The organism is Paenibacillus gyeongsangnamensis, from assembly GCF_027533625.1.
GTDB lineage: Bacteria > Bacillota > Bacilli > Paenibacillales > NBRC-103111 > Paenibacillus_G > Paenibacillus_G gyeongsangnamensis.
Genome location: NZ_JAQAGZ010000014.1, coordinates 164,882 through 178,250 on the forward strand (window position 1 = coordinate 164,882; position 13,369 = coordinate 178,250).

Consider the following 13,369-nt stretch of genomic DNA (forward strand, 5'->3'; position numbering starts at 1 on the left):
CGTTAGCGGCGAGAAGCGGATGTACAAGTTCCTGTGCGTGAGCTTCCCCTACAGCAACGCCGGTTACGTTCAGCTCTTTGGCGGAGAGACCGTGGAGTGTGTGGCTCATGGCTTGCAGGACTTGTTCCGTCGCATGGGGGGCGTACCGACACGCCTGATCTTCGACAATGCCAGCGGTGTAGGCCGCCGCGTCAGCGAGAACGTGAGTTATGGCGGAAGTATTCCTGCGTTTCAAGGCACACTACGGCTTTCAGATCACCTTCTGCAACCCATACGCGGGGCACGAGAAGGGCAATGTCGATTACAAGGTCGGCTACATGCGGCTGAACCTGTTCGTTCCCTTGCCGACCGTCACCGACGTACAAGCCTTCAACCGGGAATTGCTGGATCGCTGCGAGGCCGACTGGCAGCGCGAACACTACAAGAAGGGCGAAGCCATATCCCGGCTGTTTGAACAGGACAAGAAGACGTTTCTCTACTTACCGAAAACATCGTTTGCCACATGCCGATACACCCGAGAGAAAACAGATGGTAATGGGAAGTTCCTGATTGACGGCAAGCATTTCTACTCGTCATCCCCCGAATGGGCCGGACGCGAGTTGGTCGTCCGCATTGGCGCCCACACTGTAGAACCGTTCGCACCAAACGGGGAGCCCATTAGCGCTCATATCCGAATGTTTGGCAAGCAGCGTACGGACAGCGTCTATGTAAAGACAACGCTCAGCCGTCTGCTTCAAAGCCCCAGGGCTTGGCGAAACAGCCTCATTCGTAAAGCTCTGCCGGAGCGCCTGCGTGAAGAAATGGACGGCCTCGAACGTGCTGAGCTCAAGGAGGTACTTCAGACGATGCATGACCTGTCTGGGCGATATGACTTTGACACGGCTCTGCAGGCGATGGAACAAGCAGCGAAGCTCGGAGCGCTTGAACAGTGCCAATAGCGTCGTGTGCTAGCGGCAAGGCTGGCAACGTTCGAACCGGAAGAGCGTAGCAGCGTTGACTTGGGCATCTACGACAACATCTTGAAGCTGGCTGGAGGTGCGGCAGGATGAACGTAACCCGTGAACGTGAATCGCCCCGCAGTGAAATCTCGAGCTTCTGTAAGAAGCTCGTGCTCAGCCAGCGCGCCGTGACGCTATGCGAAACCGAAGCCACGCCGAAGCAGGAAGAATTTCTTTACCGCGTGCTGTCCGAGGAGATGGAAAGCCGCGAGCGCAGTCGCCGAAGCCGTCTCATAAGCCGTGCGGGGTTTCCGGTGTACAAGACGCTCGAAGGCTACGACCGGCATGGCCTCAAGCTACCGTCGTCTCTGCAGTGGAGCGACCTGGCGGAAGGGACGTTTATTCAAGGAAAACGCAACCTCGTGCTCTACGGGCCTGTCGGCACCGGCAAACCGAATCTAGCCATTGTGGCCGGGCTGCGAGCCTGCGAGTTAGGGCTGTTGTCCGTGAAATTCTATACGGTCGCGGAACTTGTGATGCGTTTAGCCGAGGAAAAGCGCGGCGGCACGCTAGAAAAGCTTATAAGCGAGATCCAGAGCGATGCCAGCTCCTCATTCTCGACGAGTGGGGCTACGTTCCAGTGGACAAGGAAGGTTCGCAGCTGCTTTTCCGCGTCATTGCCGACAGCTACGAGAGTCGCAGTCTGGTCATTACGACGAATCTGGAATTTTTGAAGTGGAGAGCCGTCTTCACAGACGACCAAATGGCCGCTGCGATGATTGACCGGCTGACGCACCACGGGCACCTGCTCGTCTTCGAGGGCGAGAGCTACCGAATGAAGTATGCCCTGATGAAAGAACACTAGGAGGCGCTGAGAAATGAAGAAGCAAATAAGCCATGATGATTTGACGGAGATGGAAGCGGCCGTCCAGCGGTTACGGGAAGAGATTCAGCGCTTGCAAAAGCAGCGCGACGCTTTGGAGCGAGGTAATGTAGAATTGTACCGAAAACTAACGGAACCGAATTTTTGAAGCCCAAAACGAACAAAAAATACCCATCCGAACGATGGGTAAAAATGCACGATTTTTCGGGGTAATTTTGCTTGACGAAATACACCTTGCGCTTACGTTCTACCTAAGCCGGACGCTTGTAGGCGCGAGATACCTCTTCGTTAATGGGGATCTGCTGGCAGTCGATTGTTAAGTGCCATGCACCATTGTAAAAACTCTTGTTCTTTGGTTGACTCTGATTTTCTCTGATCGACATATGAAAAGCCCTCTCTCGGTTTGAACCGAAATGGAGTTCGAATTTCAACCTCACTCCCGGTGATCGATTGCAAATATTTAGTTGATGTTTACACAACATCGGAATACCCTGCAGGTGGCAGTCGTGTAAAGGTTTCTAACTATGTATTAGTAATTCAGTCATAATTGTTTCAACAGGAAGTCGGACTTTGGTAAAGGACAAAAAAATGAGCCCTTGCAAATAAACAAGATACTGTTTATTACAAGGGCTTTGATAATGCTCGAAAAGAAACACGAAGTCTGAATTCAGGTTTTTCTCGATTTTTTTTGATTGGGGCGTATGGAGCAATAAACAATAGAAAGAATATAATAACAACATATTTTGTTTTGGTATCTAAATACCAAAACAAAATATACGTTGACATTAATTATCTGCGATGCTATATTTTATGTATGATAACAGTGAGTTGTTTTGCAAGGGGGTTATAAAGATGCGTAACGATAAGCGGATGAACCATATTTGGAATCGTTATAATGCACTGAGGGGATATACTGCTCAGTCAGAGTTGCCTGTTGCATTGTTCCTTTTGAAAAAGACAAAAGAGGAGTTTGTATCGAATTCAAAAAAACCTACTGAGCACAAAGCTTATGAGCTGATGCTTTCAATAGCGGATAGTTACGGTATGAAAAATCCATATCCGGATTCAAAGGCGTTTTTTGGTGCTTTCATGGCTATGGATGATGAAGATATTGATTGGGAAATGGCTCTTGCATCTGCAGATTATAAAGAGATGTTTTATATACCGAAAGTGCTGATTACCGAATTTGAAAAACACTTTAATCCAAACACTAAGACGGTATTGATTCCTGAAGCTGAAAAATTTGTACCTTACCTTACTGAATTAGTAAGCCGACATTCTGATTGCGAATTCTTCATAACTACCATGAATAGCGTGAGTAAAGTTCTTCTCGATGAAATGTTTAAGGAGCATGAGGATGTAATTGTCGAACAGACTAGTATTTATGAGTACGAGTTTTCAGCAAGGAAGTTTGATTTAATTCTGGCGGTACCTGTATTTGGGGCAAGAGAACGCGGAGAAGATAATGGAGATTTCATTTGCAGGGAATATGAAATGATAGCTGTAGAGAACTTGCTCTTACACTTGAATAGTTCGGGTGTATTAGTGATTGTGCTTCCAGCTAGAATAACTTTTGCTGCGGGCTCGATTAAGGACTTAAGGGATTTTATACAAGGCATGTATAAACTAGAAGAAATAGCTGAGCTACCAACTGGGATATTTGCATCTACCGCTATTAAGACCTATATGTTTACGATTACCACTGGCCGAACGGAAGATATAATGATTAAAAGGTATGATGCTGCTACAAGCAACATCAAAAAAAATGGAATCAATGAACTGGTACTCATTGATGATACATTTGTTATGTTGGAAGAGTTAATGGAATTGGGTTATTGGAATGTTGATCATATCTTTGGGATGGTAGATGAAGAATGGCAGCGTTATCAGAACTCAAGCATTAAAAAAGAAGAACTAGGTAATATTGCTGAAGTTTTTCGCGGAAAGGCGATCAACAAAAAAGATGCTAATGGTAGCATTGGAGTCGTAAATATATCGAATCTAAATGATTTTGACATTGATTATGAGGGCCTTGATCACATCGAAGAGGAAGAACGAAAAGTGGCGAATTACTTACTTAAAAATGGTGATTTATTATTGCCAGCACGGGGGACAGTGATCAGAACAGCAGTTTTTCAAGAACAGAAGTATCCTTGCATTGCGTCATCAAACATTATTGTTATAAGACCGAATGAAAAACTGCTTTTAGGGACGTACTTAAAGGTTTTTTTGGATAGTCCAATGGGGAACAAAGTCTTAGCAGGAAAGCAGCAAGGAACAGTCGTCATCAATATTAGCTATAAAGACTTGAAGTCGCTAGAAGTCCCGTTGCTTAGGGTTGAAGAACAAAAAGTGATTGCAGAAGAATATGAACAGGAGCGTTCCAGATATGTAGAAAGCATTCGTCTTGCTGAGAATAGATGGAATGAAGTAATGGAGCGACTTCAAAATACTATTTTGAATGTGAAACAATAAAATATTTGACATAGATAACTGTGATGTAATGGAAGAGTTATATAAATAGTCGGTAAAAAAGAAATCGTATGCTGAGACTGACTTCGCGGCGAAAAGTATCAGCCCGGCACCAGGGGAGGAAATTACATGATCGGAGCTATAATTGGCGATATTGTCGGTTCCAGATTTGAATGGGATAATCATTGCTCGAAAGATTTTGAATTTTTAACATACAAGTGTTTTTTCACTGACGACTCGGTGATGTCATTAGCTATATGTGAAGCACTTATGAGCTGTAAACATGATTATAGAGACTTGGGCGACCAAGCTGTTAAATCCATGCAAGTTATTGGAAGACCCTATCCGAATTGCGGGTATGGAGGGAGATTCTATAAATGGATGTATAGTGATACTCCTGAACCATACAACAGTTTTGGTAACGGTGCTGCAATGAGAGTAAGCGCCTGTGGTTATGTAGCCAATTCCATCGAAGAAGCTAAATTGCTTTCGCACAAGGTGACAGTTGTAACACATAACCATCCTGAGGGGATAAAAGGCGCTGAAGCTACTGCGGTTGCAGTCTATCTGGCTCGTAGCGGGAAAAATATCTTAGAAATTCGCGATTATATTGATAAGCACTACTACCCCATGAATTTCTCGCTAGATGGAATCCGGGAAACGTATCAATTTAACGAGACTTGCCAAGAAACAGTTCCGCAAGCACTGGTTGCATTCTTCGAGTCTTCCAATTTTGAAGACGCAATCCGTAACGCTGTCTCTATTGGTGGAGATAGTGATACGTTGGCTGCAATTACTGGAGGTGTGGCAGAAGCCTATTACGGAGTGCCGACACATATCAGGAAACATGCACTGACATTTCTTGATGAGCGGCTTCTGAGGTTACTGCTTGAGTTCGAAAACTTATATCCCGCAAAGATGGAAAAGATACAGTCTTCAGGGAGCGTCATCATTAAAGAAGAGTCTGTTGGAGCCAAAATAAAAACTGGAGGTAGAGAAGAAATGATCCAATCAGCAATGGATGCTGCTGATGAAGCACTAAAAAACAGTACTTCAGAGCCTGAAGAAACAACAAGCCAAAAGCTATTTTCTCACCTTTTTGAAGCCTGCAATATTTTGCGAGGCCCAATTAATCAGGATGAGTATAAAAGCTATGTAACGCCAATTCTCTTTTTTAAACGATTATCAGATGTTTATGACGAAGAAACACAAGCCGCATTGGAAGAGTCCGGGGGCGATGAAGAATTTGCTAGTTTTCCAGAAAACCATCGTTTCATTATTCCTGATGGGTGCCATTGGCAGGACGTTCGCGAAGTTAGTGAGAACGTCGGAGTAGCAATAATCAATGCGATGAATGGCATTGAACGTGCCAACCCAGATACACTCTATGGCGTTTTTTCTAGTTTTGACGACGCAAACTGGACTGATAAAAACAAACTGTCAGATGAACGCTTAAAGGATCTCATTGAACACATGTCAGAAATTAAAGTAGGCAATGAAAACTATTCATCTGATGTGATGGGAGATAGTTATGAATATTTAATCAAAAAATTTGCTGATCTTTCAAAGAAAAATGCAGGTGAATTCTATACGCCTCGATCAGTTGTAAAATTAATGGTCAAAATCCTAGATCCGAAGCCAGGTGAGACAGTTTATGATCCTGCTTGTGGTACTGGTGGTATGTTAATCGAAGCGATACGTAACGTACATGATGATAAAAGCACGTATGGTAGAATTTATGGTCAAGAGAAGAACTTAGCAACTTCAGCAATCGCAAGAATGAATCTATTTTTACATGGAGCAAGAGATTTTAAGGTTAAACAAGGTGATACTTTAAAGTCGCCTCTTTTCATACATCGTGGAGAATTACAAACATTTGATTGTGTAATCGCGAATCCACCGTTTTCGTTAAAAGCTTGGGGGGCAGATCAATTTGCCTCAGATATTTACGGTAGAAATCTATGGGGGAGCCCTTCTGATTCCAGTGCGGATTTTGCTTGGCTTCAGCATATGGTGAAATCTATGGATAAAAAGAATGGACGTTGTGCGGTAGTTCTTCCGCAGGGAGTCCTTTTCCACGGAGGCAGAGAGGGAGAAATTCGTAAGCAACTAATTGAATCTGACAAACTAGAATGTGTAATTACTTTAGTCAGTGGGTTATTCTACAGTACAGGTGTATCAGCATGTATTCTTATTTTAAACAACAATAAAGTGCAAGAACATAAAGGGAAAGTCTGCCTGATTGATGCATCAAAGATTTATACTGCGCAAAGGGCTCAAAATATAATGACTGAGAAAGATGTTGACGAAGTTTACAATCTTTTTAAAAACTACGAGTCAGTTATTGAAAAATCTAAGGTAGTGTCTATTGAAGATATAAAGTTAAAAGAGTATACACTCTCTGTGAACAGCTATATTGAAAAAGCACCAATAGAAACGATTTGTCCTCAGGAAGTTAAGAAGGCATTTTTGGCAGCATTAGATGAAGTTGTAGAAGCAGAAGAAAACTTAAAATCCTTATTGGTAGAAGGGGGATACATTAGTGAGTAATAGAATTACATTAGATGAGCTAAGGACATATTTATGGAATTCAGCAGTATTTTTACGAACTCATATTGATGCAGGCTCATATAAGCAATACATCTTCCCACTCATGTTTTTCAAAAGAATTTGTGATGTGTATGATGAAGAATGTGTAGAAATCCTTGAGGAATATGACGGGGATGAGGATGCAATCGAGTGGGAAGAAAATCATAGATTCATTGTTCCGAAAGGTTTTCACTGGAATGATGTCAGATCAGTATCAGAAAATGTGGGCGTTGCAATTGTAAATGCATTTCGAGCTATTGAAAAAGCAAATCCTGAAAAATTGCAAGGTGTTTTTGGGGATGGTGCTTGGACCAATAAAAACAGATTACCTGATAAATTACTTAAAGACCTTATTGAGCATTTCTCTTCAAAAACGCTCAGTATGAAAAATTGTCCTGAGGACGAACTCGGACAAGGTTATGAATATCTAATTAAGAAATTTGCTGATGATAGTGGGCACACTGCTCAAGAATTTTATACAAATCGTACCGTCGTTCACCTAATGACAGAAATGCTTAAGCCGCAGTCTGGTGAAAGTATTTATGATCCTACCTGTGGTAGCGCAGGTATGCTTATTTCAGCCATTGCTTATTTGAATCAACAAGGACTTGAATGGAGAAATGTAAAAGCATATGGGCAAGAGATTAACGCTCTTACATCTGCAATTGGAAGGATGAATTTGTTTTTACACGGTGTAAAGGACTTTCATATAGTAAATGACGATACTTTAAAGAAACCTGCTTTTGTGGAGCATGGTGAGTTAAAGCAGTTTGATTTAGTGTTAGCGAATCCACCATATTCGATTAAACAATGGGATAGAGAAGCATTTTCAGCTGATAAGTATGGCCGGAATTTTCTCGGTACACCACCTCAAGGAAGGGCTGATTACGCGTTTTTTCAACATATTTTGAAGAGTCTTAATCCAAATACGGGTAGATGTGCAATTTTATTTCCACATGGTGTTTTGTTTAGGGATGAAGAAAGAGAAATGCGTGAAAAGCTTGTAAGAAGTGATTTAATCGAATGTGTAATTGGTGTCGGGAAAAATCTATTTTACAATTCACCGATGGAGGCATGTATTATTATATGCCGAACGAGAAAAGCACATTCTCGTAAAGGACATGTATTGTTTATTGATGCAAAAAATGAAGTAACTCGAAAAAACGCAGAGAGTTATTTGGAAGAAGATCATATACAGAAGATAGCACAAACTTACACCGACTTTAAAGTTCAAGATGGTTTTTCAGCAATTGCCACAGTAGAACAGATTATCGGATATGACAGTAAACTGAGTATCCCGCTTTATGTTAGTGGGTCTAATAACAGTGATGATGAGGGGAAGTCATATTCTGTTGAAGAAGCACTGGATGGATGGCTTGGTAGCAGCGATACTTTTAGAGAATCTTATGAAACTTTGAAGTATATGATTTTTGAGAATGGTGGTGATGAAAATGCCTAAATATAGATTTGAAGATATTGCATTTAATATAACTCAAAAAAGAAAGCCAACATCTGATGATATGAAAACATATATTGGACTAGAACATTTAGATAGTGGCAGCCTTTCTGTTACTAGATGGGGAAGCAACGTGCCAATAAAAGGTGATAAGCTACTAATGCAAAAGGGTGATGTTCTTTTTGGAAAAAGGAATGCCTATCTAAGAAGAGCAGCTATTGCACCACATGATGGACTTTTTTCTGCTCATGGAATGATTCTGCGACCTAATGAAAAAGTAATCTCACGAAAGTTATTTCCTTTTTTCATTTGTTCGGATTATTTTTTTGATGCGGCTATTAGAATTTCAGTGGGATCATTGTCACCGACTATTAATTGGAGTGCGTTGAAAGAACTTGAGTTTAAACTTCCTGATATAAATGAGCAAGAGAAACTTGCGGAATTATTATGGGCTGCCAATAATACAAAAGAAGCTTACAAGAAATTGCTTTACCTTACAGATGAACTTGTCAAATCGCAATTTATCGAGATGTTTAAGAATGGAAATTATCCAACCGTAAGAGCTTCTGAAGTATGTAATTTCATTACTAAAGGCACCACCCCTCCCACAAATGAGATCAAGACTCGACCAGAGCAAGACTCAATTCCATACCTAAAGGTTTATAATCTTAGTTTTGATGGAAGACTTCTGTTCCATGAAGAGCCTCAGTATATTTCTCGACAGATACATGAAGGAAAGCTTGCAAGATCCATAGTGTATCCCAACGATGTACTCATGAATATTGTTGGCCCACCGCTCGGTAAGTTCGCATTGGTCGAAGATGAATACCCAGAGTGGAACATCAATCAAGCTATTGCAATATTCCGAGCAAAGGAACAAGTATTGCCAAAGTTTTTGCTACAAGCGCTAATGCAGCCTGATGTGCTGCAACCTTTTTTAGAAAAAGCTGTTGGTATTAGGCAACTGAATTTAAGCTTGGAGCAATGTCGTGATTTAGAGTTTCCGTTACCGCCACTTGAACATCAGCAACGATTTGTCGAATTTGCCCAACAGACCGATAAATCAAAATTTGAATTAAAACAGAATATTGATAACCTCGAAACCACTATTAAAGCCTTAATGGTGGAGAACTTTGGTTAATTGAACTTAAATTTTGCTAAAGATTGGAGGCGCATTTGATGTTTAATGAAGATAATACGATTGAACAACTGGTAATCACAACACTTAAGAATAATGGGTGGAAATATGTATCATCCGAAGAATTGCCACGCGAATACTCGGATGTTATGGTTGAAGCTATGGTTAAAGAGGCGCTCATCCGCCTTAATCCTGAAATTGCTGAAGAACCATCTCGCGCAGATGAAGTTATCTATAAACTACGTACGTTAATATTGACGGTTCAGCCGCACAATCTAGTAACGCAGAATGAAATGTTCAAGAAGATGGTTTTTGAAGAGAATTCCTACCCATTCGGAAAAGATGGCCGTATGATTCCGATTCGTTTCTTTGGAACTATGACTAAAGAAGACTTAGCGCAGAACGAATATGTTGTCACCAATCAATGGGTATATCCACAAAAAGAGAATGGTAAAAGGCTTGATATTGTTCTATTGATTAATGGATTTCCTGTGGCGATTGGCGAGTTGAAAACGCCTGTTCGTAATTCTATAACATGGTTGGATGCTGCTGGAGACATAGCTGCATATGAAAAGAGCATACCAGGCATGTTTGTAACTAACATATTCAATTTTGCTACAGAAGGCAAATGTTACAGATATGGTTCAGTTTGCATGCCAATTGGAATGTGGGGTCCATGGCATACTCCGGATCATAAAAGTGAAGGAAGTCTTGCTGATGTGAAAATCAGTATTGAAGATATGATTACACCTGAAAAGGTCATGGACATTTTTCAGTTCTTTACATTATTTGCAACTGATAAAAAGTATCGCAAATATAAAGTCATATGCCGTTATCAACAATATGAGGGTGCGAATCTTATTGTGGAACGCGTAAAGGCTGGATACCCAAAGCAAGGTCTTATCTGGCATTTTCAGGGTTCTGGTAAATCATTGCTGATGGTTTTTGCAGCACAAAAACTTAGAATGATGCCTGAATTAAACAATCCAACAATAGTTATAGTTGACGACCGAATTGACCTAGAGACGCAGATAACTGCAACATTTAATGCATCAGATATTCCTAATCTCGTCAGTCTTGGCTCAAAGGACGATTTAGAATCCTTCTTTATAGGAGACCAGAGAAAGATTGCAATTACAACTATCTTTAAATTTGGTGATATAAAAAAGGAACTTAACCCAAGAGACAATATCATTCTTATGGTTGATGAAGCTCATAGAACTCAGGAAGGTGATCTAGGTAGTAAGATGCGTCTTGCTCTTCCGAATGCGTTTTTCTTTGGCCTTACAGGTACACCGATTAATCGTATTGATAAAAATACTTTCAATACATTTGGTGCAGTTGAGGATAAGAGTGGATATATGAGCAAGTATTCCTTTTCGGATTCAATCCGTGACAATGCGACACTACCATTGAATTTCGAACCGGTACCAGTTGACCTGCATGTTGATAGAGAAAAGCTCGATGCTGAATTTGAAGCATTAACAGAGAATTTATCTAAAGAAGATAAAACAGAGTTATCTCGAAGGGTCAACATGAAAGCAATTATGTATGACCGCAAGCGTATCAGAAAGGTGTGCGAACATATATTCAAACATTACCGGGAGAAAATTGAACCGAATGGATACAAAGGTCAGATTGTTTGTTATGACAGAGCATGCTGTCTTATGTATAAAGAAGAACTTGATAAATTGCTAGGTCCGGATGCAACTACAATCGTTATGGACACCAACAATGACAAGGAAGATAAATATAAAGCCTATAAACGTGATAGGGACGCAGAAGGAAAGATTTTAGACAGATTTAGAGAACCTAACGACCCACTGAAGCTCGTAATAGTAACGTCAAAGCTTCTTACTGGTTTTGATGCACCTATATTGCAGGCTATGTATCTTGATAAGCCAATGAAAGACCATAACTTGCTGCAGGCCATCTGTCGTACTAACAGAACCTATGATGAAGGTAAGACACACGGTTTGATTGTTGACTACATAGGTATTTTTGATAATGTAGCAACAGCTTTGGACTTTGATGAATCGAGTATGAAAAAGGTCATTTCGAATATTGAAGAGGTTAAAAAGCAGATCCCTGCACTAATGCGTAAGTGCCTGAGTTATTTCATGGGAGTAGACCGTACAATAGATGGTTGGGAAGGTTTGATTGCTGCACAAGAATGTTTGCCAACTAATAAAATCAAAGACGAATTTGGAGCCGATTATAAAGTGCTCAATAGAGCGTGGGATGCGATATCGCCAGATCCGTTTCTGAATTCAATGAAATACGATTTTCAATGGCTGACAAGAGTATTCGAATCGGTGAAACCTACTGATGGAAGAGGCGGGTTGATTTGGGCTTCTCTTGGGGCGAAAACATTGGAATTAGTTCACGAGAATCTGCAAGTCGGAGAAGTACATGATGATATGGAAATTCTTACGATGGATGCAGATTTAATCGATGAATTTATTGAAAAACAAAAGGACTTAAGAAAGACAACGATCAAAGTTGAAATTGATTTGGTCGCGAAAATTCGAAAACACAGTAATGATGTAAAATTCGTTAAGTTAGGAGAAAAACTTGAAAATCTCCGTGAGAAACACGAACAAGCGCTAATAACCAGTATTGAGTTTCTAAAACTGCTATTAGAACTTGCGCGGGAAGCGGCAGAAGCTGAAAAAGAAGTAGTGCCTGAGGAAGAAGTAGACAAAGGCAAGGCAGCATTGACAGAGCTTTTTCATGGTGTGAAGAATTCAAAGACACCAATTATCGTTGAGCGAATTGTTGGCGATATAGATGATATCGTTAAGATTGTACGTTTCGAAGGTTGGCAGGGTACAACTACAGGAAAACAGGAAGTGAAGAAAGCTCTTCGGAGTGTTGTCTGGGTCAAATACAAAATTAAAGACAAAGAAGTCTTTGATAAAGCCTATCAGTACATTGAGCAGTATTACTAATTTGTGAGAAGTAAAGATAGAGAAAACCTGAAAAATTCAGATTAAGAAATTCAAAATCGTTGGTGGCCCAGACGGCAAGCCAAAGAACATTGAGGAAGAACTGAAGAAATTGATCGACCGTAGTATCGGCACCTGTGAAGAGGCCGTCGATCTATTCGAGAAAGCGGGATTGGAGAAACCGGACATTTAGATCCTAGACGAAGCGTTCCTTGCCGACTTCGAGCAAAAACCACACGTCGATCTGCGTCTGAAATTGCTTCAGAAGTTACTTGAGGAAGAGATCTTTTACCTGGTGAAGCAAAAGAATGCGCTCGGCAAAGAATTAAGCAAACTGCTTGAGAAGACGATAAACGATTATCATAATCGAGTTATTACGGCAACCGCCGTGGCACAAATGATGGTCGAAGCGAAGAAGAAAATGGACGAAGAACGAAAAAAGAAAAAAGAAAGAGGCGCTGGGGCTTTCTGACGAGGAAATGACCCTTTATTACATTATCGAGAACATGGGTAATGATGCCTTTACAAATGAGTTTATCTCAGGTTTGATTCGCAAAGTGGTCGCAGCAATGAGAAAGGAATTCCAAATCGACTGGACGAATCCGCATCGTGCTGATGTCATAGCAAAGGTCAGCAATGCCGTGAAAATGGTGCTAATTCGGGAGAAGATCAAGGGTAAACAGTTGCGTTTCTTAACGAATGCGGTCATTGGTCAGGCAAAGGAAAAATATAAGGATTGGCCATTAGAGGCGTAGAGGGAAATGGCTGAGGTTTCTAACCTTTAGGTTTTCAGCGAGAAGAATATTGACCGGTAAAGGGGCAGATAAAATATTCTGCTCCCTTTTTTTACTAAGAATCGGGGGTTTTAAAGATGGTCGAGGGACAATCTCAGATGCTGTCTCGCAAGCAGATCTATATAGAGGTGTGGGAGTTGTTGCTTACTGG

11 protein-coding genes are annotated in these 13,369 nt (G+C 41.1%); all 11 read left to right on the forward strand.

The genetic code is table 11. The features are described from left to right. Window positions 1–209: 209 nt before the first annotated feature. The 11 genes from O9H85_RS21505 to O9H85_RS21555 all read left to right on the forward strand — a co-directional run bounded on the left by O9H85_RS21505 (window position 210) and on the right by O9H85_RS21555 (window position 13,179). Complete coding sequence (locus O9H85_RS21505) at window positions 210–938, forward strand: hypothetical protein (protein WP_269883477.1); 729 nt, start codon at window positions 210–212, stop codon at window positions 936–938. A 107-nt stretch (window positions 939–1,045) separates the two neighbouring features. Continuing rightward, window positions 1,046–1,672, forward strand: a complete 627-nt coding sequence (locus O9H85_RS21510) for an ATP-binding protein (RefSeq protein WP_269883478.1) — start codon at window positions 1,046–1,048, stop codon at window positions 1,670–1,672. Beyond that, on the forward strand, window positions 1,579–1,803 hold the full coding sequence (locus tag O9H85_RS21515) for an ATP-binding protein (RefSeq protein ID WP_269883479.1): 225 nt from the start codon (window positions 1,579–1,581) through the stop codon (window positions 1,801–1,803). Before O9H85_RS21510 ends, O9H85_RS21515 begins: the two co-directional genes overlap by 94 nt. A 13-nt stretch (window positions 1,804–1,816) precedes the next feature. Further along, window positions 1,817–1,969: a hypothetical protein gene (locus tag O9H85_RS21520; RefSeq protein ID WP_269883480.1), complete on the forward strand. Its 153-nt coding sequence runs from the start codon at window positions 1,817–1,819 to the stop codon at window positions 1,967–1,969. Between the two features lie 704 nt (window positions 1,970–2,673). Then, on the forward strand, window positions 2,674–4,296 hold the full coding sequence (locus O9H85_RS21525) for a restriction endonuclease subunit S (protein WP_269883481.1): 1,623 nt from the start codon (window positions 2,674–2,676) through the stop codon (window positions 4,294–4,296). Window positions 4,297–4,422: 126 nt separating this feature from the next. Next, the gene (locus O9H85_RS21530; RefSeq protein ID WP_269883482.1) at window positions 4,423–6,843 is read left to right on the forward strand and encodes an N-6 DNA methylase; all 2,421 of its coding nucleotides are present in this window, start codon (window positions 4,423–4,425) and stop codon (window positions 6,841–6,843) included. After that, window positions 6,836–8,341: a type I restriction-modification system subunit M gene (locus O9H85_RS21535; protein ID WP_269883483.1), complete on the forward strand. Its 1,506-nt coding sequence runs from the start codon at window positions 6,836–6,838 to the stop codon at window positions 8,339–8,341. Before O9H85_RS21530 ends, O9H85_RS21535 begins: the two co-directional genes overlap by 8 nt. Further along, a complete protein-coding gene (locus O9H85_RS21540) occupies window positions 8,334–9,479 on the forward strand; it encodes a restriction endonuclease subunit S (RefSeq protein WP_269883484.1) in 1,146 nt (381 codons plus the stop codon). The genes O9H85_RS21535 and O9H85_RS21540 overlap by 8 nt, the downstream gene beginning before the upstream one ends. A 38-nt stretch (window positions 9,480–9,517) precedes the next feature. Continuing rightward, window positions 9,518–12,427: a type I restriction endonuclease subunit R gene (locus O9H85_RS21545; RefSeq protein WP_269883485.1), complete on the forward strand. Its 2,910-nt coding sequence runs from the start codon at window positions 9,518–9,520 to the stop codon at window positions 12,425–12,427. A gap of 190 nt (window positions 12,428–12,617) precedes the next feature. Further along, the gene (locus tag O9H85_RS21550; protein ID WP_269883514.1) at window positions 12,618–12,896 is read left to right on the forward strand and encodes a type I restriction enzyme endonuclease domain-containing protein; all 279 of its coding nucleotides are present in this window, start codon (window positions 12,618–12,620) and stop codon (window positions 12,894–12,896) included. 7 nt (window positions 12,897–12,903) lie between these two features. Next, on the forward strand, window positions 12,904–13,179 hold the full coding sequence (locus O9H85_RS21555; RefSeq protein WP_269883486.1) for a type I restriction enzyme endonuclease domain-containing protein: 276 nt from the start codon (window positions 12,904–12,906) through the stop codon (window positions 13,177–13,179). The last annotated feature ends 190 nt before the right edge of the window (window positions 13,180–13,369 follow it).